Genomic DNA, 24896 nt, shown 5'->3' with positions numbered 1-24896 from the left:
TCCGAAGTGACGAAGAGCGCCGGGTGATTGGCGATATGGATGGCGCCACATCCACCAAGGGAAACCTACCCGCGCAGCCCCTCGACCCGCGCGATCTCGTCGTCAGGGATCAAGCCCTCCAATACCGCCCAGAACCCCGTCACCGCGCCTTGCCCGGCGCGCGAATAGGCCGCCGATAATTTTTCCCGCAGCGCCTCGTACAGGCTGCCTTCCAGCTCAAGGCCGGCCGGGGTGAGCCGCAACAGCCGCTGCCGCCGGTCACGATCGCCCGCGCGCGTCTCGACCAGGTCACGCTCCATCAACTCGTTGAGGACGCGTCCGAGCGACTGTTTGGTGATCGCGAGCAACGCCAGCAGGTCGCTGACCGGCATGTCGGGCTTGCGCGCGATGAAATAGAGCGCGCGGTGGTGCGCGCGGCCCAGGCCCTGCCGGGCGAGGCCGCGATCGATCGAGCGCGTGATGTGCGCATTGCCGAAATACAGCAGCTCCAGGCCGCGACGAATCTCGGTTTCGCGCAGGAAAAGCGGCGAGGCGGAATGCGTTGAGGCAGCCATGTTGACCCGCTTTGCCATCGGCCCTAGGCCGCTGCAACCCCGGTGCGTCGACCAACGGTCGCGCGCCTGCGATCTCTGGAGGTCCTGTGAACTTCGCGTTCGAACCGCATCCGTCGCCCGTTTCCGCCAATGAGCGTGCCGCGCGGCTGGTCGATCCCGGCTTTGGGCGCGTGTTTACCGATCACATGGCGGTGCTCCATTATTCGGAGGGGCGCGGCTGGCACGACGGCCGGATTTCGCAGCGAATGCCGCTGACGATGGATCCGGCCTCGTCGGTGCTCCATTATGCGCAGGAAATTTTCGAGGGGCTGAAGGCCTATCGGCTCGAGGATGGCGGATTGGCGCTGTTCCGCCCGGACGCGAATGCGCGTCGCTTCAACGCCTCGGCGCGGCGGATGGCGATGCCCGATCTGCCCGAGAAGCTGTTCCTCGAGTCGGTCGAGCGGCTGGTGCTCACCGAACGCGAGTGGATGCCCAGCGTCGAGGGTGGTTCGCTGTACCTGCGCCCCTTCATGATCGCGTCCGAGGCGTTTCTCGGCGTGAAGCCGTCCGCCGAATATCTCTACATGGTGCTCGCCTCGTCGGTCGGCGCTTACTGGAAGGGCGGCGCGCGCGCGGTGTCGCTGTGGGTAAGCCATGACTATACCCGCGCGGCCCCTGGCGGCACCGGTGCGGCGAAATGCGGCGGCAACTACGCCACCAGCCTGATCGCGCAGCAGGAGGCGATCCGCCGCGGTTATGATCAGGTCGTGTTCCTCGACGCCGCCGAGCGGCGCTGGATTGAGGAATTGGGCGGCATGAACATCTTCTTCGTCTTCGAGGACGGGTCGCTGCGCACCCCGCCGCTGACGGGCACGATCCTGCCCGGGATCACGCGCGATTCAATCCTGCAGATCGCGCGCGATCAGGGTCTTACGGTGCAGGAAGAGCCCTATGCGATCGAGGACTGGCGCGCGGATGCCGCCAGCGGCCGGCTGGTCGAGAGCTTCGCCTGCGGCACCGCCGCGGTGGTGACCCCGATCGGCCGCGTCGCGGGGCCGGATTATGAATTCACGATCGGCAGCGGCGGTACCGGCCAGCTCACCGCGCACTTCCTCGAGCGCCTGAGCGCGATCCAGCGCGGCCGCGCTGAAGATTCGCACGGTTGGCTGCATCGTATCGGTTGAGCTTTCCCGCGCGCCCCGCTAAGGCGCGCGGCTCGTTGGGGCGTCGCCAAGCGGTAAGGCAGCGGCTTTTGATGCCGCCATTCGCAGGTTCGAATCCTGCCGCCCCAGCCAGATCCGTTGCACCGGATTGTTCAAGCAACGTCCGTAATCCGGCGTGATGAAAGGTTGCGCAGCAGCCCGGCGGGGTGTGTGTCGTGTCCTCTTACCGCGGTAATTACCGACTGCGTCAAGTCGTTGGCACATTCGTTGACAGCTGTGGCGAGCAGCCTTTTTGCGCGCTGAATTTGCCGCATGCTTTCTGAAGCAGAGTGGGAAGGCTGAACCGGCCGGGCATGCCCGCGTGTCACGTCCTAACTCGCTCCGAAAAACCAGCGCGTCGAAAGGCGCCCGGCCTTTGATCCACGAAGCGACAGCCACGGCTTCGAGGACGTTGGTTTTTACCGCTCTTGCATCCGGGCAAGATCTGGACATTTTCGGGGCGTCTCACGTGGCTTGCACGATCTCCGCGAAGTTGGCTGCGGTCGGCGCAGCGGCGGTCGCGTGGACCATCCAGATCGCGCTGACGGCCTCCGGGTCTGCCAATTGGGTGTAGACCAGGCCCGTGGACCTGAGCGCACCGAGCGACTGCGCCACGACCGTGATGCCGATCCCGGCGGCGACCAGTCCGAGCAGGGTGGACACTTCCTGCACTGTCTGCACCACATCGGGCTCGGCACCGGCGGCGCGGATCAGGGCGAACAGCTCCTCGGTGAAGCCACCGCAGCGATGGCTGCCATAGACGACGAGCGGGAAGGCGGCGGCCTCCGCGAGACGCAGATCGCGACGCCCGGCGAGTGGATGGTCGGGATTGGTCGCGAGCATCAACCGCTCCCGTAGAATGCACGTCGCGACAAGTCCGGGCGGCAAGACCGGCGGGGCGGCGCTGCGCAGGAAGCCGACGTCCATGCCGCCGACGAGGATCGCCTCGACCTGCGCCGTGCCCGCAACTTCCGAAAGCGCGAGTCGGACCTCGGGGTAGCGCGCCCTGAAAGTGTTGATCGCTGCGGCGACCTGCGGGACGAAGGGGGCCGAGGCGTTGAAGCCCACACGCAACTCACCCTGTTCTCCTCGGGCGACGTCGCGCGCGATCGACACCGCCCGTTCGGCCTCCGCCAGCGCCCGTTTCGCTCCCTGTAGAAAAACGGTGCCGGCCGGGGTGAGGGTGACGCGCCTGCTGGTACGATCGAGCAGGCGTACGCCAATCCATTCCTCCAGCTGACGAATCTGCAGGCTGAGCGGTGGCTGCGAGATGCCGAGCCGCGCCGCGGCGCGCGCGAAATGCAAGTCCTCCGCCACCTGGACGAAATAGCGCAGATGTCGCAGTTCCATGATCGATAGCTTCTAGGTATTGATCGGCGCAGAAACAATATTAGACAAACCCGCAACCGGCGCGCATTCGCCGCACTGCGGCATATCATCGCGCCGCCGTCTTCTCCAGATGACCGTCGCTGCGCGCCAGGTTGACGCGCGACGCCGTGCACGGGGCCGGCGCCATCAGGGAAAGTTCTCGCCATGATCGGCATCGTACGCATAGCGCTGGCGAGACCGTTGACGTTCATCGTGATGGCGATCCTGATCGCGGTCGTCGGGGTGCTTGCGGCACTCCGCACGCCCGTCGACATCTTCCCCGACATCAAGGTGCCGGTGATCGCGACCGCCTGGCAATATTCCGGCCTGTCGCCCGACGAGATGTCGGGGCGGATTATCACCCCGTTCGAGCGGGTGCTGACCACCACCGTCAACGACATCGACCATATCGAGAGTCAGTCGCTGCCCGGGATCGGGGTGGTGAAGATCTATTTCCAGCCCGGCGCCGACATCCGCACGGCGACCGCGCAGGTCACGTCGGTGTCGCAGACCGTGCTCAAGCAGCTGCCGCCGGGGATCACCCCGCCGCTGGTGCTCAACTACAGTGCCTCGACGGTGCCGATCGTCCAGCTCGCGCTCTCAGCCAAGGGCCTGTCCGAGGGGCAGATGTTCGATCTGGCCAGCAACCAGGTGCGGCCCGGGCTGGTGACCGTGCCGGGGGCGGCGATCCCCTATCCCTCGGGCGGACGCCAGCGCCAGATCCAGATCGACCTCGACCCCGATGCCCTGCAGTCGAAAGGGTTGTCGGCGCAGGATGTCGGCAACGCCATCGCGGCCCAGAACCAGATCAATCCGGCCGGCTTCGCCAAGATCGGCGGCTTTCAGTATAGCGTACGGCTCAACAACGCTCCGGGATCCATAGAAGAGCTGAACAGCCTTCCGGTGAAGGTCGTGAACGGCGCGACCATCTACATGCGCGACGTCGCGCATGTCCGCGACGGCGCGGCGCCACAGACGAACGTCGTCCATGTCGATGGCTCACGCTCGGTTATCATGACCGTTCTGAAGAACGGCGCGACCTCGACCCTAGCGATCGTGCAGGGCATCAAGGACGCGCTGCCCAAGATCCAGGAGACGCTGCCCTCGACGCTCAAGATTGTGCCGATCGGCGATCAGTCGCTGTTCGTGAAGGCCGCTGTCGAGGGCGTCATCAAGGAAGGCGCGATCGCGGCGGCGCTGACCAGCCTGATGATCCTGCTGTTCCTCGGTTCATGGCGTTCGACGGTGATCATCGCCATCTCGATCCCGCTGGCGATTCTGTCGGCGATCATCGGGCTGGCGGTGACGGGCAATACGCTCAACACCATGACCTTGGGCGGTCTGAGCCTGGCGGTCGGCATTCTGGTCGACGACGCGACGGTGACGATCGAGAACATCAACTGGCATCTCGAGCAGGGCAAGCCGGTCCACCGCGCGATCCTGGACGGTGCGGCGCAGATCGTGACGCCGGCGTTCGTCTCGCTGCTGTGCATCTGTATCGTGTTCGTGCCGATGTTCTTCCTGCCGGGGGTCGCGGGGTTCCTGTTCGTGCCGCTTGCGCTTGCAGTGGTGTTCGCGATGATCGCTTCGTTCATCCTGTCGCGCACCTTGGTGCCGACAATGGCGATGTACCTGCTGCGCCCGCATGGTTCGGGAGACGAGCACGACCAGCATAGCGCCGGTTCGGTGACGTCGCGCAACCCGCTGGTGCGCTTCCAGCGCGGGTTCGAGGGGCGGTTCGAGCGGTTCCGGACCGGTTACGGCGGGGTTCTGGAACGCGTACTCGCTGCCCCGAAGGTATTCGTGGTCGGATTCCTCGCCGTGGTGCTGCTGTCGTTCGGGCTGGTGCCGTTTCTCGGGCAGAATTTCTTTCCATCGGTCGACGCCGGTCAGATTGCGATGCACGTTCGCGCGCCGGTGGGCAGCCGGATCGAGCAGACCTCGGCCGAATTCGACCGGATCCAGCGCCGCATTCGGCAGATCATCCCGGCGGACCAGCTGGTGTCGGTGGTCGACAACATCGGGCTGCCGGTCAGCTCGATCAACACGACCTACAACAACTCGGGAACGGTGGGGCCGCAGGACGGTGACGTGCTGATCCAGCTGTCGCACGATCACCGGCCGACCGAGGATTATGTCCGCCGTCTGCGCGAGCAATTGCCGCGCGATTTCCCCGGTGCGACGTTCTCGTTCCTGCCGGCGGATATCACCAGCCAGATCCTGAACTTCGGGGCGCCCGCGCCGATCGATATCCAGGTCACCGGCAAGGACGCCGCGGCCAATGCCGCTTATGCGCAGAAGATCATGCGCCGCATCGCGCACGTCCCGGGTCTGGCCGACGCCCGCATCCAGCAATCGGCGCGCTATCCGCAGCTCAACGTGGCCGTCGATCGCAGTCGCATCGGCCAGTATGGGCTGACCGAGCGCGACGTTACGACCAGCCTGGCAAGCTCGCTGGCGGGCACCGGACAGACCGCGCCCGTGTTCTTCCTCAACCCCGACAACGGCGTGTCCTATCCGGTGGTGGCGCAGGCCCCGGAATATCGCGTCGGCTCGATGAGCGATCTGTCGAGCATTCCGGTGACCGGCAGCAGCGGTCGCTCGCAGGTATTGGGCGGACTGGGCACGATCGTCCGCAGCACCGCGCCGGCGGTCGTGTCGCACTACAATATCGCCCCGGTCGTCGACATCTTCGCGACGCCGGCCGGGCGTGATCTGGGCGCGGTATCGGGCGACATCCAGCGGGTGCTCGACGACCTCAAGGCCGAGGCACCCAAGGGCGTGACCGTCACGATGCGGGGGCAATATGCGACGATGAACAGCGCCTTTTCCGGTCTGGGCTACGGGCTGCTCGGCGCGATCGTGTTGATCTACCTCCTGATCGTGGTGAACTTCCAGAGCTGGCTCGATCCGTTCGTGATCATTACCGCGCTGCCCGGTGCGCTGGCGGGGATCATCTGGATGCTGTTCGTCACCGGCACGACACTGTCGGTGCCGGCGCTCACCGGCGCGATCATGTGCATGGGCGTCGCCACCGCGAACGCGATCCTGGTGGTGAGCTTCGCGCGCGAGCGGCTGGCCGACCTAGGCGACGCAACGGCTGCGGCGCTGGAGGCCGGGATGACGCGCTTTCGCCCGGTGCTGATGACGGCGCTGGCAATGATCATCGGCATGTTGCCGATGGCGCTGGGGCTGGGCGAGGGCGGCGAGCAGAATGCGCCGCTCGGCCGCGCGGTCATCGGCGGTTTGCTGGTCGCCACCTTTGCCACGCTCATGTTCGTTCCCATCATCTTCAGCCTCGTCCACCGTCGCCGCGGCGCCACTGCGGCGGGGCGCAACGCCAGTCATCCGGAGCAAGCCCATGTCTGAGGCGTCGTTCGAGCCCGCTTCTCCCGTGCCGGCGGCGGGGCCGCCGCCCGCGCCGTCCCGTTCGCTGCGGATTGCCGGGATCGCTGCTGCGGTGGTCGCTATCGGGGTGGTCGGCGCGGGCATTGCGTCCCGCTCGCGGACCGAAGGGAGGCTCGCCAACTGGACCGCTGCGCAGTCGGTCCCGACGGTGGCGGTCATCCATGCCAAACCCGGCGCGGCCGCGGCGGCGCTGACGCTGCCCGCCAACCTCGAGGCGATCAACAGCGCGCCGATCTTCGCGCGCACGAGCGGTTATGTACGCAAGTGGTACGTCGACATCGGCGATCCGGTCCGCGCCGGTCAGACGCTGGCGGTGCTCGACGCGCCCGAGGTCGATCAGCAGCTTGCCGCGGCGCGCGCCGATCTGGAGACGGCGCGCGCGAACCAGCAACTCGCCGCTTCCACCGCGGCGCGGTGGCGCAACATGCTCGCCAAGGATGCGGTCTCGAAGCAGGAGACCGACGAGAAGGTCGGCGACCTCGCCGCCAAGACCGCGGTGGCCAACGCCGCGCGCGCCAACGTCTCCCGGCTGACCTACACGCAGGGCTTTACCCGGCTGATCGCGCCGTTCGCGGGCATCGTCACCAGCCGCTCGACCGATATCGGCGCGCTGGTCACCGCGGGCACCGCGGCGTCGACGCCGCTGTTCACCGTTTCCGACGTCCGCCGCATGCGCGCCTACGTCCGGGTGCCGCAGAGTTATTCGGCGCAAATCCACCCGGGCATGCACGTCACACTGACCCTTCCCGAATTTGCCGGCCGTACCTTCGATGCCAAGCTGACGCGTACCGCAGGCGCCGTGGAGCCGTCATCGGGCACCGTGCTGGTGCAGGTCGAGGCGCCCAATCCGGACCACGCCCTGAAGCCGGGTGCGTATGCGCAGGCCAGCTTCCCGGTGGCCGGGGCGAGCGGGGCGGTGGCGCTGCCCGCCAGTGCGCTGATCGTCGGTGAGAGCGGCACGCAGGTCGCCGTGCTCGGCACCGACGGCAAGGCACATCTGCGCACAATCCGTATCGGTCAGGATCATGGCGCCACGGTCGACGTCAGCGCCGGGGTGACCCCGCGGGATCGCGTGATCGACAACCCACCGGACTCGCTTTCCGACGGAGACGCGGTGCTGGTGCAGAAGGCGACGCCACGGTGAGCGGGCACGCCGGATCGGCGATCGTCGACAGGACGAGGCAGCCGCATCGTGGACGGGCGCGTCTTGCTGTCCTCGCTGCGTGTCTTGTCACGGCTGCCTGCTCGACTGCGCCAGCGTATGTCCGTCCTGCCACCCCGGCGCCCGCTTCCTACAAGGAAGCGGATGGCTGGCAGGCGGCCGGAACGAATGTCGCGCCGCCGGGGCGGTGGTGGGAGATGTTTGCCGACCCGGTTCTGTCCGGGCTGATGACGCGGGTCGCCACTCGTAACCAGGACCTCGCTGCCGCGGTGGCGCGTTATGACCAGGCACGCGCAGTCGCGCGGCAGGCCCGTGCCGATCTGCTCCCCGAGATCGGCGTATCCGCCGACGTCAGCCGCGACCGCGTCTCCGCGGGACGTCCGCTCGCGCCCGGCAGTGCCGCCCCGTATACCGTCGGTACGGTCGGGGCGTCGCTCGCCTACGAGCTCGACCTGTTCGGCCGCGTGCGCAACTCGGTGCGGGCCAGCCGCGCGGACGCTGCCGCGAGCGAGGCCGATGTCGCCGCGGTGACCCTTGGCTTGCAGGCGCAACTCGCCAGCATCTACTTCGACATGCGCGGGCTCGATGCGCGCATCGTGCTGCTGCGCGAGACGGTGGAGGCGAACGCACGCGCCTACACGCTCACCGACACGCGTCACAGCGGCGGCATCGCCTCGGGGATCGACGTCAGTCGGGCGCAAACCCTGCTTTCCAGCGCGCGGGCCGAATTGTCCGCCGTCGGTGTGGCACGGCAGCGTGACGAACACGCCATAGCGGTGCTGCTTGGCGAGGCACCCGCCGGCTTCACCATTGCGGTCGAGGATCGTCAGCTCGCGCCGCCCGTGATCCCGGCCGGTCTGCCGTCGACGCTGCTCGAACGCCGGCCCGACATCGCCGCGGCCGAGCGCCGCGTGGCGGCGGCGAATGCAAGGATCGGCGTGGCCCGCTCCGCCTTGTTTCCCAGCGTCACACTTGGCGCGGCGGGTGGATTCGAGGCGGTGCGCGGTTCGCTGCTGAGCGCTTCCAATGGCTTCTGGGCGCTCGGTCCGCTTTCGACCGCGCTGGCGATCTTCGACGGTGGCCGACGTCGCGCCGGCGTGCGGCGCGCGCGCGGCGAGTATGACGAGGCCGCGGCCAGCTATCGCCAGACCGTGCTGACCGCGTTCCGCGAAGTGGAGGATGCGCTCGTCAGCCAACGGTTGCTGGCTGCGCAGGATCGTGACCAGCGCGTCGCCGCCGAGGCGGCGGAGCATACGCGGGAGCTGGCGCTGATCCGCTACCGCGACGGGGCGGCGGACTATCTCGAGGTGGTGACCGCACAGACGGCGGCGCTTGACGCCGAACGCGCGCTGCTGACGGTGCGCAGCCAGCAGCTCCAGACCGCGACCGATCTGTTCCGCGCGCTGGGCGGGTCGGCCGGCGGCACGTCCTGACCGCGACCGAGGCCAAACGGCGCTCCGGTGGCTGTCTGCGGACCGTTCCGACCCGTCCGCAAGCATCATCGTCGGCCGCGCGACCCCTTACCCGATCGGCATCCCCGGCGGGATCGTCGGTGCGGTGCGGGTAGCCGGCGTCAACGCGCGATCAAGCGAGGCGGGGTCGCCGAGCAGCCTTGCCACACCTTGCGCCCATGCGTCGCGCTTGCCCCGCGCGAGCCGCTCGCGGATCGACTGCAGGGTCGCATCGAGCCGCAATGCGACATCCGGTCCGGTCGCGGGTGCGCGGGCTGCCGCGGCGATCGCGAGCACCGTTCGCAGCGCGATCCGCTGCGACACCGCCTCGTCGTGGCGCATCACCATCTCGCCAACAAGGCGGTCGAGCAAGGTCTCCACCCCGGGCAGCGTCGCGTCTGCGGCGTGCTGGAGATGGAGCCGCGTGAGGCGCGTCGGGGCGAGCAGCGTGTCCAGCGTCACCTGCGCCGCCACGTCGGTCGCCACCAACGGATCGAAGACCGCACCGCCGGCGGTGTCGAGCACCTCGGTATCATATTGCGGATCGGCGTTGCCGTTGATCCCGGAGGATAATGTCAGGGCAAGCGCGGGCGGCACCGTCAGCGCGGCGGGCGACAAGGTGGCGAAAAGTGCGTCGAGCGCACCGGCTTGCTCCGCTGCGCTGGCGCGCGTCGGTGCCGGCGCGCTGTCGCCGGTGGTGGCGTAGCTGTAATGCACGCCGCCCAAGGTCTTGCCGATCGCGGCGACGGCGTAGCGGTGGAACAGCCACAGCGGTACGAAGCTGCGGCGCAGATCGGCAAGCGGCGCACCGGCGTGGAGCACGCCGGGACCAAAGCGCGCCAGCGCGACGCGACGCACCGCCATGACGTGCGCGAGATCCGCTGGTTTATCATCGCCTTCGGTCCACATGCTGTCGCCGGGCACGGCAAGGCTCGCGTCGCGCCCGTCGATATCGGTCAGGTATCGCATTCCCGCACGTTGCGCCGCGTCGGCCTTGGCGGCGGCAGCGACGTCCGGGTCGGTTCCCGCTGCCGGCTGCCCGTACAGCCAGTCGACCGAGAACTTGTCCCATGTGCCGATCCCGGTCGCATAAGCATCGGAAAGATCGAGCGTATCGCCGTTCAGCGCGATCTTGGCGAAGGGATAGTCCATCACCGAGGCGCGCCCTTGCGTGCTCGCCGCGAAATTGTGCGAAAAACCAAGCGCGTGGCCGACCTCGTGCGCACCGAGCTGGCGGATGCGGGCGAGCGCGACCCGGACGGGGTCGTTGGCGGTGCCCTTGTTTTCCTCTGCGGTGCCTACCAGTGACTCGAAAATAACAATGTCCTGACGCAGACGGAGCCCCTCCAGCACGACATTGCCCTTGATAATCTCGCCCGTGCGCGGATCGGTGACACCGCCGCCATAGGACCAGCTGCGCGTCTGGCGCTCGTTCCAGTTGACGACATTGTAGCGGACATCCTGTGGGTCGGCATCAGCAGGCAGCACGCGCGCCACGAAGGCGTCGATATAGCCGGCCGCGTCGAACGCCTGGTTCCACCACGCCACGCCTTCGACCAACGCGGTGCGGATCGGCTCCGGCGCCTTGTTGTCGATGTAGAAGACGATCGGCTTGCGGACGCGCGACCGCGCCGCGCCGGGGTCGAGCTTCTCGATCCGGAAGTGGTTGGCAAATTGCTGCAACACGGGTGCGCCGAGCGGCGTGTTGAACTCGTAGACCGGGGTGGCGAACGTGCCGGAGCGGATGTCGAAGCGGCGCGGGACGAAGCCGGGCGCGGGCAGGCGGATCAGCGAGTGGTGGACGGTGAAGCTCACCTGCCGTCCGTCGGGGGCGATCGTGTCGACCTCCTTGCCGGGCGTCTCCGAGGCATAGGTCTGCACCGCCTCCATCTCGATATTGTCGGGGAAGGCCTTTACCGAACCGGGATCGACCGCGCTCAGCGCTTCGATCAGCTTGAAACCCTTTGCCTCGGCATTGAGCTTGTCGGCGAGCCGCATCGTGTCGCGGAGCAGGAACGGGGCGAGATCGACCGTCACCGTGCCGTCCGGCGCGGTTGTGGCGACGTCGAGCATCGCCACGGTGCTGAACGGAAAATCGGCGCTCACGCCCCGCCGCTCGTGCGCATCGCCCGACGAGCGATAGCGTGGGTTCTCGAACACGACCGCGACCTTCTTGCCGAGCCGCCGGAATGCCAGCAGCTGCGTATCGCCGACCATGCCATGATCGATCCGGATTGGCGCCGAGCCGAGACCGCTCTTGAGCGCGGTGGCGTAGAGGAAGCGCCCCGAGACGCCGTCGTCATCAGGGCGGGGCAGCGTGACGAGCACCTTGCCCGATTCCCGGTCGACCGCCAGCGGCAGCAGCGTCGGCGCGACGGTGGCGCGTTGCTGCGCGGTCGCGGTGACCGCGACGGTGCCGGCCGTCAGGAGGAGCGACATGCGAAGCGTTCGGCGAAGACGGACGATAGTGGTCATGCGGCCCCTTTGTTCTACGAGTTCGGTAGACGCTAACACAGATGGCGTTGCGCATTCCGTTTCTTTCGATCACGATCGACAGTCGAGTTGATGTTTTCGATCGCAAGGAACGAGGTTGACGATGGATCTCACGACAACTGACATCGATCAGACCGACTGTCGTCTGCTCGGCGAGCTGGCCGTGGACGGACGAATGTCCGACGTCGCGCTGGGCGAACGCGTCAACCTTTCGAGCACCGCGACCGCGCGGCGGCGCAAGATCCTGGAGGAGCGCGGGTTGATCGCGGGCTATACCGCCAGCCTTGATCTCGACCGGCTCGGCTATGGCATCATGGTGCTGGTCTCGATCGAGCTGAACTCGCAGGCGGAGCAGGCGCTGATCGAGTTTGAAGAGGCGGTCATGCAATGTCCGTCGATGAGCTTTTGCAGCTTCGTCTCGGGCGACACCGACTTCGTGATGATGGTGCACGTGCGTTCATTCAACGACTATGACCGGGTGTACCGCAGCGAATTGTCGCGCCTGCCGTACGTCGCCAAGATCCGTAGCAGCTTCATCATGCGTCAGGTCGCGCGCCGTGGCGTTCCGCCGGTGGTGTTCGAGCGTTAAATTGAAGTCGCCGCCCGGCGTTCTTATGGCTGATCGGCGCAATTCATGATCGACCGCCTGCTGCTTCCGTCGCCGCGGACTTGTTCCGGAGTCCCGCTTCCTCTGCGGTCGTGGAAAGAAGCGGATTCCGGATCGAGCCCGGAATAACGGACGAGGGCGGGGGATCGGTGAAGGTCGATCGGGCCGTGACCATCGCGATGACGGGCGGCGCATGGCGTTCGGCGGGTGTGCGCGCGATCTGAAAAGCCTGTCTTTGCCAGACGCATACGATTGCGCCGCACAATACTTATCAATCCGGTCCTTCTGCAGGATTTACCTTCGATCTCTGCCAAGTGCGCTGGAAAACGTCACGCCAGGGTGAAATTCGTGTGATCTTTCCGAGGATCACCCATGCCGTAACGTGCAAGCTTATAACCATCGAGGCGGGGTCAGGCGCAGGATTGTTGCGCAGGTCACTACTTCGACACGGTTGCACCCGATCAAAGCGGGGCACGTCGCGCGATCCGTGTTGTGCCCTCGCAGGCGCGCCGGACACGACACACAGGGCCGGGGAGAGCGATGCCAGCAGGGCTGGTTGATTCTTCTCGGGGGTGTTCGGACATGCAGGCAACATCAGCCACGGCACAGCGGCGGCGCAACGCGGCCCGCCGCGTCACCATGCTGCTGCTCGGTACAGCGGGATCGCTCTGCGGCGGTGTTGCCGCGGCACAAACGCCCGTGTCGTTCGCGCCGCAGCCTTCCGAAGCGGTCGGCGCGGCGGGGGCGCCAGACGCCGCGCTGACGGCAGCAGCGGCCCAGGATACCGGTGCCGACGCGGCCCCGTCCGACGATATCGTCATCACCGGCAGCCGCATCGTCCGCGACGGCTATAGTGCGCCCACGCCGGTCACCGTGCTCGGCGCTGCCGAACTTGCCGCGCAGCGTCCGGCCAACGTCTCCGACTTCGTCAACCAATTGCCGTCGATCGCGCAGGGCAGCACCGCGGCGAACAGCTCGGGCTCGCTGTCGAACGGGCTGGCCGGGATCAACTCGGTCAATCTGCGCGGGCTCGGCGCGGGACGAACGTTGGTGCTGCTCAACGGGCAGCGTTCGGTGGCCTCGGCGGTCAACGGCGTGGTCGACGTGAACACGTTCCCGCAGGACTTGATCGAGCGCGTCGAGGTCGTGACCGGCGGCGCTTCGGCGCAATACGGATCGGACGCGGTCGGCGGGGTCGTCAACTTCATCCTCGACGAGAAATATCGCGGGATCAAATTCGCCGCCGATACCGGCATCACGGAACGCGGGGACGGCCACAATTACCGGTTCGCCGCGACGATCGGCAAGTCACTGGCCGGCGATCGACTCCATTTGCTCGCCAGCGCCGAATATTTTCATCAGGATGGCGTCGCGACGATTGCGCGCGACTGGAACGACCGCGGGTATTTCCAGATCAACAATCCGGCATACACCCCCGACAACGGTCTGCCGCAACGGCTGGTCGGCGAGGGCTTCGGCCCGGCGACCTATACGGCGGGCGGGCTCGTCACCGCCGGCCCGTTACGCGGCACCTATTTTCTGGCGCCGGGCACCACCGGACAGCTCAACTACGGCACCACCAACGCCACGTCCTCGCCATGGATGGTCGGTGGCGACTGGCGCACCACGCTGGCCGGGCATGTCGGCACCAATTCGCTGTTGCCGAACGAGAAGCGCATCAGCCTGTTCTCGCGGGTCGGGTTCGACGTGACGTCCGACGTGCAGATCTACGGGCAGGTGTCGTTCAACCGCTACGAGGGACAGAGCTTCTATCAGCAGACGCCGAGCACCGGCGTCACGATCCGCGGCGACAATGCCTATCTGCTGACGCAATATCCCGAGGTCGCCGCACGCATGGCGGCGGCAGGGGTGTCGACGCTGACGATCGGCACGTCGAACGCCGGCTTCCCGGTGCCGGGGAGCGACAACCGCCGCGACGTGTATCGGTACGTCGGCGGCGCGAAGGGCAAGCTGAGCGTCTTCGATCGCAGCTGGTCGTGGGACGTCTATTATCAGCACGGCCTGACCAAATCGCACGAGGAACTGACCAACACCTGGAATAATGCGCGGATGGCACTGGCGCAGGACGCGGTGCTGTCGGGCGGCCAGATCGTGTGCCGCTCGACCCTGACCAGTCCCGGCAACGGCTGCGTGCCGATCGACCGGCTCGGCACCGACGGTCCGTCCGCGGCGGCGCTGGGTTACATCTACGGGACCGCGCAGCCGCAGCGCGACCAGTCGATCCAGCAGGATGTCGCCTCCGCCAGCATGAGCGGTACATTGTTCGACCTGCCCGGCGGCGCGGCGGCGATCGCGTTCGGCGGGGAGTGGCGCAAGGAGCAGATCGACGGGAAGGTCGACCCGCAGTTCAGCTCTGGCTGGCTGTACGGCAATTATCTGGTCAACCGCGGCGACTATAATGTGAAGGAAGGCTTCGTCGAGATCGACCTGCCGCTGTGGCGCGGGCTGACCGTCAACGCCGCCGGGCGCTACACCGATTATTCCACGTCGGGTTCGGTGTTCACCTGGAAGGCGGGTGCGACGTTCGAGCCAATCCCGGATCTGAAGTTCCGCGGCACCTACAGCCGCGACATCCGCGCGCCCAATCTGCAGGAGCTGTTCGCCGCCGGCACCGCGCGCACCAACACCGTGATCCTGCCCACCAATGCGCCCGTCGCGGGATCGCAGCAATTCCTCGAGAACACGATCGGCAACCGCGCGCTCGATCCCGAGAAGGCGAAGAGCTGGACAGTCGGTGCGGTCGCGACACCGCGCTTCCTGCCCGGCTTCACCGCCTCGTTCGACTATTACGACATTCGTATCAGCGATGCGATCGGCACGATCACCGCGCAGAACACTGTTGATTTCTGCTATTCCGGGACGACGCAATATTGCGACAACATCGTCTACACCGGCGGTGCGCTCAGCTCGATCGTCATCCAGCCATTCAACTTCGCGAGCCAGGTCGAAAAGGGCTTCGACATCGCGGTAAGCTATCGCCGTGACCTGGCCGAGATCGCATCGTCGCTGCCGGGCCGGCTGACGATCAACGGTGCGGCGACGCACTATATCGAGAACGTCATCGACAACGGCATCTTCCCGGTCGACTATGCCGGGGTCAACGGCGGCAGCCTGTCGGGCACCTATTCGTCGCCGAGCTGGCGCTATCGTGTCAGCGCCTTCTACGAGCTTGACGCCTTCACGCTCAACCTGGTCGGGCGCGGGTTCGGCGCCGGCGTGTATGGCAACGATTATGTCGAGTGCACCAGCGGCTGCCCGGTCTCGACGACGCGCTACCGCACGATCAACGACAATGACATCGGGGGCGCCTTCTACCTCGACGCATCGCTGGGCGTGAAGCTGCGCGCGGGCGGGCGCGAGGGATCGTTGACCTTCATCGTCACCAACCTGCTCGACAAGGATCCGTTGCTCGTCGGCAACGGCCCCGACGGCAACAACACGCCTGCTTATCCGCAGACGTCGCGCAGCCTTTACGACGTGCTCGGCCGCAGCTTCCGCGTCGCCTTCACCACGAACTTCTGATCGCCGAAACCAAGGGGAGATACGATATGACGAGGTTCCGCACCGCCGTGAGCGCGCTGCTGCTCGGTACGCTGATCGCGCCGCAGGCGGCGCTGGCGCAGGCTGGCAAGGCGCTGAAGCGCGAGGCCGAAGACAAGGTCGATGCGCAGGCCAAGGACATCCAGGTGATGGTCGACCAGGTGTTCAGCTATGCCGAGCCGGGGTTTCAGGAGGTGCGCACTTCCGCCTATCTCGAGGACGTGCTGGAGAAGGCGGGCTTCACGGTGACGCGGGGCGTGGCGGGCATTCCGACCGCCTTTACCGCGACGTGGGGCGAGGGTGGGCCGTTGATCGCGCTGGGCAGCGATATCGACGGGCTGCTCGGCGTATCGCAATATCCCGGCATGGCCGACGCCAAGGCGATGGTCGAGGGCGGCCCCGGCCATGGCGAGGGTCACAATGCCGGGCTGCCGCTGGTGATTGCCGCGGCGATCGCGACCAAGTCGGTGATGGAGAAGCATCATATTCCCGGCCGGTTGATGATCTGGCCCGGCGTCGCCGAGGAATTGCTCGCGACCAAGGCCTATTACGTCCGCGACGGGCTGTTCAAGGGCGTCGACGCCTGCATCTTCACCCATGTCAGCAGCGAGTTCGGCACCGCCTATGGCGACTTCGGGATGAACGGGATGGTCTCGGTCGAATATCAGTTCAAGGGCAAGACCGCGCACTCGGCCGGCATGCCGTGGGAGGGGCGCTCGGCGCTGGATGCGGTCGAGCTGATGGACACGGCGTGGAACTTCCGCCGCGAGCATCTGCCGGTCACGCAGCGCTCGCATTACGTCATTACCGATGGCGGCGGGCAGCCGAACATCGTCCCGGCCACCGCTTCGGTCTGGTATTATTTCCGTGACCGCAGCTTCGGCGCGATCAAGTCGATGTTCGAGACGGGGAACGAGATCTCGGAGGCTGCCGCCAAGTCGACCGGCACCACCGTCAGCCACCGCGTGCTCGGCTATGCCGCCCCCAATTTCGGCAACAAGCCGATCGCCGAGGCCGCCTATGCCAATATCGCCGCGGTCGGGATGCCACGCTGGTCCGCCGACGATCAGCTGTTCGCCAGGGCGGTGCAGCAGGCGAACCAGCGCAAGGTCGAGCCGCTCAAGGCCAGGGTGAGCGACCTGTCGACCCCCGAGAACCGGCCACAGTCGATCGGCGGCGGCTCGGACGACATCGGCGACATCATGTGGGCGGTGCCGACGATCACGATCCGCTTTCCGTCCAATGTGCCGAACATGATCGGCCACCATCTCACCTCGGCGATGGCGATGGCGACTCCGATCGCGCACAAGGGCGCGGTCGCCGGCGCCAAGGCGGTGGCGATGACGGTGCTCGACCTGATGACCACGCCCAAGCTGCTGTCACAGGCCAAGAGTTACTATAACGATGTGCAACTGAAGACCGACACCTATGCGCCGCTGATCACCGCGCAGGACAAGCCGGCGATCTGGCTGAACGAGAAGATCATGCGCGAGATGCGCCCGCAGCTGGAGAAGTTCTATTACGATCCGGCGAAGTATCCGAGCTATCTCGAGCAACTGGGTATCAGCTATCCCAACGTAGCCGGGACGACCAGTCCAGCTCAGTAAGGACGGAAGGTGTCACCGGGACCAGCGGGCAGCCTCGCCGATGCGGCGGCGGCGGAACGTACCTATTCCACCGTCATCGCGGATTTGATCCGCAGCGGACCGGCGCCCCCACTGGCGGGATCGGACCACGACGGCTTTCCGTTTTCCAGATGTCCGGCGATCCGCCATGTCTGGCCGGACCCGGCGAACTGCCGGTCGTACCAGCCGTGGCTGGCCGTGAGGTCCAGCGAAATGCGGCGCGTCTCACCGGGCGCGAGGTCGATCACCATGGTTGGCGCGGCATAGGCCCGGTCGGTCATGGTGATCGATCGCCGCGCCGTGGTGATGTTCGTGATCGAGAGCATGTCCGGTGCCACGATGCCCGCGGAGAACACGTCCGACCGGCCGCTCAGGCGCCGGTGGAAGCCGTTCGGCCCCAGGATGAAGAGGTCGAGCACCGCGCCGGCCGCGGGCAAAGGGTGCACGAGCTCGCGTCCTGCGCCGACCGTATAGCGCGCCGGGACGTCGTCCAGCCGCGCGAGGTCGTAGACGTGGAAGACCGCGGCGCGCTCCGCAGACCGGTTGATGAGCGACAATCCGCCCGCACCGCCGGCGCGATGCAGTTGCGCATCGAGCGCGTAAGGAGTCGCGCGCCGCCGCCGCCCACCCGTTTCCTGCACCGGCGCGGCGGGTTGCGCGGGCATTGGCGGGCGGACTTCCTTCAACGCCGCCGCCCGCTCCGACAAGGCAGTGGTGGCGGGTAGCGACGGCAGGAAGTCGACCTTGCCGGTCGTGGTGAAATCGAAGCACGAGGTAAGGTCGCCGCATACCGCACGTCGCCACGCGCTGATGTTCGGTTCGTGAACACCGAACCGCGCCTCCAGGAAACGCAGAATGCTGGTATGATCGAAGACCTCCGACGCGACGTGCCCGCCGCGGCTCCATGGCGACACAACGTAGAGTGGCACGCGCGGGCCGAGGCCGTAGGGCCGATCCAGATAGGCGGCGTCGGCGGGATCCTGCGAGCGGAAATGATATTCGTCGTCGGCCGCGATGGTGGTCGCGCCAATCGTGCGTCCCGCGACGCGGGCCGGCGGGGCGGGCGGCGGGACGTGATCGAACAGCCCGTCGTTCTCGTCGAAGTTGATGAGCAGCACCGTGCGCGCCCAGACCGCCGGATCGGCGGTGAGCGCGTCGAGCACCTGCGCGGTGAAGTCCGCTCCTTGCAGCGGGGTCGAGGCGCCGGGATGCTCCGACAGCGCGGCCGGCGCCACCACCCACGAAACCTCCGGGAGCTGACGCGCCAGCACGTCCTGCCGCAGCCCGCCGAGCGTGCGCGTCGTCATCGTCCGCCGTTTCAATAGCTCTCCGGCTGCACCCTGCGCGGTGCGATAGCGGTGGAAGCCGACCAGCGGGTTGTCGGTGAAATTGTCCGCCATGTCCTGATAGATCTGGAAGCCGATCCCCGCCGCCGCCAACCGCTCGGGATAGGTGGTCCAGAGATAGCCGCCGTGGTGCTGCGGGTCGGCGTCGATCGTGTCATAGCCGTTGTCGATCGCCGGGCCGTTCGCCTCGCCCAGCGGGTCGTGCGTTCCGGTCCAGATGTAGAGCCGGTTGGGATTGGTGCACAGATGCAGTGCGCTGTGATAGGCGTCGCAAAGCGTAAACGCTTCGGCGAGCGCATATTGGAACGGCAGATCGGCGCGGGTGAAATGCGCCATCGCGTGGTTCTGTTTCGCGCGCGGCCATGCGCCCATCCGCCCGTTGTCCCACGCCGCCTGGCTGTCGGTAAAGCCGTGCGGCGTCCCGAGCGGGCGGTAAAGGTTGAAGTCGACCGCGGTATCGAGCCGGAACGGCGCGATGAGGGCCGGCTCTGCGCCCGGATGCTCGTTCGGCTGGAGGAGCACGGTGCGATCGGGTGCCTCCGGCAGTGGCGGCGCTGGGATCGCGAAGCGGTCGCCATAACCCGATACGCCGCGCATCGTGCCGAAATAATGATCGAAGGAGCGGTTCTCCTGCGTCAGGATCACGACATGCGCGACGTCCTGCAGCGTGCCGGTCCGGCGGTCCGCCGGCACAGCCAGCGCGCGCGCGATCGCGGGGGTGAACGCCGCCGCAGCGCCGGCCGATGCCAGCATCGCGTGGATGAAGCTGCGCCGGTCCTGCATTCGTCATCTCCATGTCGCATCGACGTGGTCTGGACCATCGTAGTGTCGATCTGATGACGGAGTGTCCGCACATGTGGAAGTCGGCGACGGTAGTAGCGGCCAGCGTCGCACTTTCGGGCAGTGCCTATGCCGCGGAAGTGCAGTGCAACCTGTCGGCCGCGGATGCGCGCACGGCGGGGGCGGGGTGCGCCCGCGCATGGATGGACCACAACCTGAAGCTCAACGACGTCGTCACCGTCGGCACGCACAACAGTTACAAGACGGAGTTGCAGCCGGCAGTGCTGGCGCTGCTCCGCGCCGCCTCCCCGGCCGGCGCCGACCGGCTCGATTATCGGCACCGCCCGCTGTCGGAGCAACTTGACGCGGGCGCGCGCCAGCTGGGGATCGACGTCTATGCCGATCCTCAGGGTGGCCGCTTCCTTGCTCCCGCCGGGCTGCGGGCTGCCGGACTGGCGCTCGACCCCGCTCGCCGCGCTGCGCTGGCCGAACCCGGTTTTAAAGTGATGCACGTGCCGGATATCGACGTGCTCAGCGCGTGCGTGACGTTGCGTGTGTGTCTGGGGATCGTGCGGCGCTGGTCGCTGGCGCATCCCGATCACGCGCCGATCCTGCTGATGTTCAACGCCAAGAGCGATGCCGCAGCGTTTCCCGGCGGCACCGGCGCGCTGCCGTTCGATGCCGCGGCCTTCGATGCGCTGGATCGCGAGGTGCGGGCCGTGTTCCCGCCGCAGGCGCTCATCACGCCCGAAGATGTGCAGGGCCGCTATCCGACGCTGCGCGACGCGGTGTTGCACGATGCCTGGCCCACGCTCGGGGCATCGCGCGGCAAGGTCCTGTTCGCGCTGGACGAAGGGCCGGAGAAGGTCGCGTTGTACCGCGGTGCGCGGCGCGCGCTGGAGGGGCGGGTGTTCTTCGTCAACACCGACGAACATTCGCCGGTGGCGGCCTATCTGACGCTCAACGACCCGGTTGCGGACGGTAGGCGCATCCGGGCGGCGGTGACGGCGGGGTTCATCGTCCGCACGCGCGCCGATGCGGACACGGTCGAGGCGCGACGCAACGACGGGCAGCGGCGCGGGGCGGCACTGGCGTCGGGAGCGCACTTCGTGTCGACCGACTATCTCTGGCCCGAGCCGCGGTTCCACAACGATTATCAGGTGCGCCTGCCCCAAGGCGCGGCGGTGCGCTGCAATCCGGTACGGACGGCGGTGCGCTGCGCCGGACTGGCGGTCGAGATGCCGGTCGCGGACGACGGCGGTTATCTGGCGGCGGAGGCGGTGCCGGACGGCCTGCGTATCCTGCCGCCCCCGCCGGCGAAAGATAGCCCCCGTGCAATCGCCGACCGTCAGCTGTTCGCGGCGACCCGGCGAATGGAGGGTTCGCCGCGCTGGAAGCTGGCGACCGACGACGTGAAAAGCGATGCGTTCACGCATTTCGCCTGCGCACTCGGCGTGTGGTTGACGCCGCAGACCGCGCCGGCAGTGGCGCGGTTGCTCGACCGCGCCGGGGTGGCGGGGGTGGTCGATCCCGGGAAACGATTTTACCACGTGCTCCGCCCGTATATCGGGTTGGACGCGCCGATCTGCGAGCCGAAGACGGAGCATCTGGCGGGCAACGGCGACTATCCGTCCGGGCATGCCGCAAATGGCTGGATGGAGGCGCTGATCCTCGCCGAACTGGCACCGGATCGCGCGACCGAGATCCTCGCGCGCGGGCGTGCTTATGGCGAGAGCCGGCTGATCTGCGGGTCGCACAGCCTGAGCGCGGTGCAGGCGGGGTGGCTGGCTGGTGCCGCGGCGACCGCGGCGCTGCACGGATCGGCGGCGTTCCGCGACGACCTCGAGGCGGCCCGCCGCGAGATGGCCGTTGTGCGCGTCGGTGCGCCGACGCCCGGTATCGAAATGTGCCGGGCCGAGGCGGCAGCGCTCGCGCAGGCGTACTGAAGCGGCGGGGACAGAATGAGGGACTAGGCTTCGCGAGGACTGCCCGCTTCGCGATCCGGGCACTCCGTCGCGCATCGTCCTGAAGTTGATCGAAGGCTCTGCTTTTTGTGACCGAGGCAAGAAGTCCGCCCCGGAGCAAGTCGCGGGCGATGGGCGACGAGGGCGTGCGCCTTATCATCAATCGGCACTCAGGCATCATCGATCGCCGCGTGTCCGTCATCGGCTTCCCTTGTCATACGGCTGTCAACGGCAACTGCTTTACGCAAACTGGTTTAGACCAGTTTGCAAGGGGGTTACTTTGTTCAAGAGGAAGATCGCACAAGCGCTGTGCCGAGAGTTCCGCAGCATCTTGCTGGCCACCGTCCCGGTGTTCGTCGCTGCGATCCCGTCGGCGGCGGCGGGGCAGGCGGTGGGGCAGGCAGCGGGGCCGGCCGACGGAGCGGGTGATGACGTGGTCGTCACCGGCTACCGCAAGTCGCTTGGTCTCGCGCGCGACATCAAGAAGGCGGCGAACATCCAGAAAGATGTGATCGTCGCCGAAGACATGGCGAAATTCCCTGAACTCAACCTCGCGGAGTCGCTGCAACGCGTGCCGGGCGTGCAGATCACGCGCGAGGCGGGCGAGGGGCGGCGGATCTCGCTGCGCGGGCTTGGCCCGGATTTCTCGCGCGTGCAGCTGAACGGCATGGAAGTGCTCGGCAATGTCGATTCCGCACAGGACAGCCGCGGGCAGCGTACGCGTGATCGCGCATTCGACTTCAACATCTTCGCCTCCGAACTCTTCTCGCGCGTCGAAGTCGAGAAGACCTTCCAGGCCGCGCAGAAGGAAGGCGGGATGGCGGGGACGGTCGGGTTGTTCACCGGCCGGCCGTTCGATTACGCACCCGGTATCAAGGGCGCGCTGGTCGGCCGGCTGGGCAGCAACCAATATACCAAGGATGCGCAGCCGCGCGTCGCGGCGCTGCTGGGACGCAACTGGGACAATCGCTTCGGCATCCTGATCTCCGCCGCCTATTCGCAGCGCGAGACGACCGAGCAGGGCCACAACACCTATAATTACAGCCAGCTCGGCAAGACCGAGTTCGTGAATGGCGTCGCCACCGGCGATGCGCCGGACTTGATCAAAAGCGGTCTCGACATCTCGCGGCTGAGCGCGGCGAAGCAGGCGCGGTTCATGGCCGGCGATCTGTATTTCGCCGACGGCAACCGCATCTCGTCGTGGAACGCCAGGCAGGAGCGGCTGGGTATCACCGCGTCGGTACAATGGCGTCCGGCGGACAATCTGCTGCTGACGGTGGACGGCCTTTACGGCCAGTTGACGACGCACCGCCAGGAACTCCACCTCGCGACGCGCCCGCTCAATGGCTTCGGCTCCACCACGCTGGACGGCGCGAAGGGGAGCCCGTGGCCGAGCTTCTTCAACAAGGGCGCCAGTCTCAACGACTTCACGGTCGACGACAGCAATTACGTGACGCGCACCGATGCCGGCAACGTCACGTTGGGCAGCGAGAACCGCCGGTCGCTGAACAAGACGCGGTTCCGTTCGCTGGAGCTGACCGGTGAGTGGACCGCTTCCGACCGGCTGACGATCGACGGCCATGCCGGCTATCAGAAGTCGACGTACAAGACGCCGTACGACGACAAACTGTACATGCGCGCAAAGGGTAACCTGATCGCCGACTATGGCACCGACGGTCGCTCGGCCAGCTTCTCCTATCCCGGGACCGATCTGACCAATGCGTCGATCTACGCGATGGACTCGTTTTACTATCGCGCCTTCGACAACGGGTCCGAGCTGCGCGAAGGCGTCGCGAACGCGCGCTACGTGCTGAACGACGCGCTGACGCTGCGCGCGGGCGCCGCCTATCACCGCTTCCGGCAGGACGGACAGGAGGTTTATTACGACTCCGACGTCAATGGCACCACGGCCAAGACGCGTGGCACCGCAGTGGGCGACATCACTTCGGTGTTCGGCAACGGCATCGGTACGTGGCTGATCGGCGATTATGCCAGAAGCTTCGCCAGATATAACGAATATCACCGGCTGGTGCCGAACAGGGACGGCAGCGGCGGCATGCTTTACGACGTCGAGAACGTCTATACCCTGACCGAGGAAACGGGGTCCGGCTATGTCCAGATCGACTGGGATACCGCGCTGTTCGGCAAGCAGCTGCGCGGCAATGTCGGTGCGCGAGGCTACCACACCAGGACGCAAAGCACCGGCTGGATCCAGAACGACGATTACGGCTATCTGGGCACCACCGCTGTCGAGGGCCGCTATTCGGGTGTGCTGCCAGCGCTCAACGCGGTGCTGGAATTCTGTCCCGAGCTGCTGGTGCGGTTCGCCGCGACGCAGAATTTGAACCGGCCGGGGCTCAGCTCAATCGCGGCGCAGGGCAGCGCGCTGAGGAACGACGCGGGCGAGATCACCGCCTCGCGCGGCAACCCGAACCTGAAGCCATATAAGGACACGACGCTCGACCTGTCGGCCGAATATTACTTCGGGAAGGTCGGCCTGCTGTCGGCCAGCGTGTTCCAGAAGTGGGTCACCAATTTCATCCAGGGCGACTCGCGAACGAACGTCCGCTTCGGCGACACGGGTGTGCCGTTCACCACCATTCCCGGCGCGACCGCCGACACGAAGGTCAAGGAGTTCACGATCCCGGTCAACGTGGCAGGCACCAAGAGCCTGACCGGCATCGAGCTGGCGGCGCAGGCGCAACTGTCGTTCCTGCCGGCACCATTTGACGGCTTCGGGATGGTGGCCAATTACACCTATGTCGATGTTCCGAAGGACATTACCGGCATCTCAAAGGGCAGCTACAATGCGACGCTCTATTACGAAACCGACCGGTTCGGCGCACGGGCTTCGGTCAGCCACCGGACCCGCTTCTTCACGGGCCGCGCCGAGGAGGTGATGGACGCGGGGACGCGCGGGTTCGAGGCGACGACCTATTTAGATGCCTCCGCCTTCGTGAACCTGACCGGCAAGCTTCAGCTGACATTGAACGCGATCAACCTGACCAACCAGAAGGACACGCAATTCTGGGGGCAGAACCGCTACCTCTACAACCAGAACCAGAGCGGCACGACCTATATGGCCGGCTTCAGCTTCAAATTCTGATCGTCGACCGCGCCGCTTTCCGCCATCTCGGGGAGCGGCGCGCCGGCTGGCTTCGCGCCATAATGGCGCCGCCGTTGCTGGCCCCGGCGTGCGATCGGGGACTCTCGGCGGGAAGCCTCACGGACTGCTCCGGGGACCGGCGGGCCGATGTTCTCCGCGCGTATCGAAGCATATGCGACCGAACGCGCGCTTGGACAGGCCCGGCGGGAACGGACACGCCCGCTGCTCACGCGGGCGATGCCGTAGTGCAGCGCATGTGACCCGGTCAGGCCCTTGCAGCCCGACGG

At 66.7% G+C, this 24896-nt stretch carries 13 protein-coding genes and 1 tRNA gene; 10 read left to right on the top strand and 4 right to left on the bottom strand.

Translation table 11 applies throughout. From position 1 onward, the window contains the following. Positions 1 to 65: 65 nt before the first annotated feature. Positions 66 to 554 (bottom strand): MarR family transcriptional regulator, encoded by a 489-nt coding sequence (locus BACI71_RS04085; protein ID WP_236552808.1) that lies wholly within the window; start codon positions 552 to 554, stop codon positions 66 to 68. Between the two features lie 86 nt (positions 555 to 640). Between BACI71_RS04085 and BACI71_RS04080 the strand changes: the two genes are divergently transcribed. After that, positions 641 to 1720, top strand: coding sequence for a branched-chain amino acid aminotransferase (locus BACI71_RS04080; RefSeq protein WP_236552807.1), 1080 nt, complete (start codon positions 641 to 643; stop codon positions 1718 to 1720). A 36-nt stretch (positions 1721 to 1756) separates the two neighbouring features. Further along, positions 1757 to 1831, top strand: a tRNA-Gln gene (locus tag BACI71_RS04075). 372 nt (positions 1832 to 2203) lie between these two features. On the opposite strand, the gene BACI71_RS04070 is transcribed toward BACI71_RS04075, so the two are convergent. Then, positions 2204 to 3088, bottom strand: coding sequence for a LysR substrate-binding domain-containing protein (locus BACI71_RS04070; protein ID WP_159755370.1), 885 nt, complete (start codon positions 3086 to 3088; stop codon positions 2204 to 2206). A 183-nt stretch (positions 3089 to 3271) separates the two neighbouring features. Here BACI71_RS04070 and BACI71_RS04065 point away from each other — a divergent pair, with 183 nt between their 5' ends. Genes BACI71_RS04065 through BACI71_RS04055 form a run of 3 tightly spaced genes read left to right on the top strand, consistent with a single transcriptional unit; the run spans position 3272 to position 9109 of the window. Continuing rightward, positions 3272 to 6475 carry an efflux RND transporter permease subunit gene (locus tag BACI71_RS04065; RefSeq protein WP_159755367.1) on the top strand — a complete coding sequence of 1068 codons (3204 nt, stop codon included), beginning with the start codon at positions 3272 to 3274 and terminating at the stop codon, positions 6473 to 6475. Continuing rightward, complete coding sequence (locus BACI71_RS04060) at positions 6468 to 7658, top strand: efflux RND transporter periplasmic adaptor subunit (protein WP_159755364.1); 1191 nt, start codon at positions 6468 to 6470, stop codon at positions 7656 to 7658. The genes BACI71_RS04065 and BACI71_RS04060 overlap by 8 nt, the downstream gene beginning before the upstream one ends. A 20-nt stretch (positions 7659 to 7678) precedes the next feature. Beyond that, on the top strand, positions 7679 to 9109 hold the full coding sequence (locus BACI71_RS04055; protein ID WP_159760840.1) for an efflux transporter outer membrane subunit: 1431 nt from the start codon (positions 7679 to 7681) through the stop codon (positions 9107 to 9109). Positions 9110 to 9196: 87 nt separating this feature from the next. Here the strand turns inward: BACI71_RS04055 and BACI71_RS04050 are convergent, their stop codons facing one another. Then, positions 9197 to 11566: a zinc-dependent metalloprotease gene (locus tag BACI71_RS04050; RefSeq protein WP_201297289.1), complete on the bottom strand. Its 2370-nt coding sequence runs from the start codon at positions 11564 to 11566 to the stop codon at positions 9197 to 9199. 157 nt (positions 11567 to 11723) lie between these two features. Between BACI71_RS04050 and BACI71_RS04045 the strand changes: the two genes are divergently transcribed. The 3 genes from BACI71_RS04045 to BACI71_RS04035 all read left to right on the top strand — a co-directional run bounded on the left by BACI71_RS04045 (position 11724) and on the right by BACI71_RS04035 (position 17395). Further along, complete coding sequence (locus BACI71_RS04045) at positions 11724 to 12209, top strand: Lrp/AsnC family transcriptional regulator (protein WP_159760838.1); 486 nt, start codon at positions 11724 to 11726, stop codon at positions 12207 to 12209. A gap of 600 nt (positions 12210 to 12809) precedes the next feature. Next, positions 12810 to 15770 carry a TonB-dependent receptor plug domain-containing protein gene (locus BACI71_RS04040; RefSeq protein ID WP_236552806.1) on the top strand — a complete coding sequence of 987 codons (2961 nt, stop codon included), beginning with the start codon at positions 12810 to 12812 and terminating at the stop codon, positions 15768 to 15770. Positions 15771 to 15796: 26 nt separating this feature from the next. Continuing rightward, positions 15797 to 17395: an amidohydrolase gene (locus BACI71_RS04035; protein WP_159755358.1), complete on the top strand. Its 1599-nt coding sequence runs from the start codon at positions 15797 to 15799 to the stop codon at positions 17393 to 17395. Positions 17396 to 17457: 62 nt separating this feature from the next. Here the strand turns inward: BACI71_RS04035 and BACI71_RS04030 are convergent, their stop codons facing one another. After that, positions 17458 to 19542 carry a phosphocholine-specific phospholipase C gene (locus tag BACI71_RS04030; protein WP_159755355.1) on the bottom strand — a complete coding sequence of 695 codons (2085 nt, stop codon included), beginning with the start codon at positions 19540 to 19542 and terminating at the stop codon, positions 17458 to 17460. A 71-nt stretch (positions 19543 to 19613) separates the two neighbouring features. Between BACI71_RS04030 and BACI71_RS18030 the strand changes: the two genes are divergently transcribed. After that, positions 19614 to 21485, top strand: a complete 1872-nt coding sequence (locus BACI71_RS18030; RefSeq protein WP_201297288.1) for a Ca2+-dependent phosphoinositide-specific phospholipase C — start codon at positions 19614 to 19616, stop codon at positions 21483 to 21485. A gap of 349 nt (positions 21486 to 21834) precedes the next feature. Continuing rightward, a complete protein-coding gene (locus BACI71_RS04020; RefSeq protein ID WP_236552805.1) occupies positions 21835 to 24609 on the top strand; it encodes a TonB-dependent receptor in 2775 nt (924 codons plus the stop codon). Positions 24610 to 24896: the final 287 nt, after the last annotated feature.

This window comes from Sphingomonas sp. 8AM (assembly GCF_902506455.1).
Taxonomy (GTDB): Bacteria; Pseudomonadota; Alphaproteobacteria; order Sphingomonadales; family Sphingomonadaceae; genus Sphingomonas.
The sequence above is the reverse complement of the archived record's forward strand: the minus strand, read 5'-3'. Positions and strand labels throughout refer to the sequence as shown.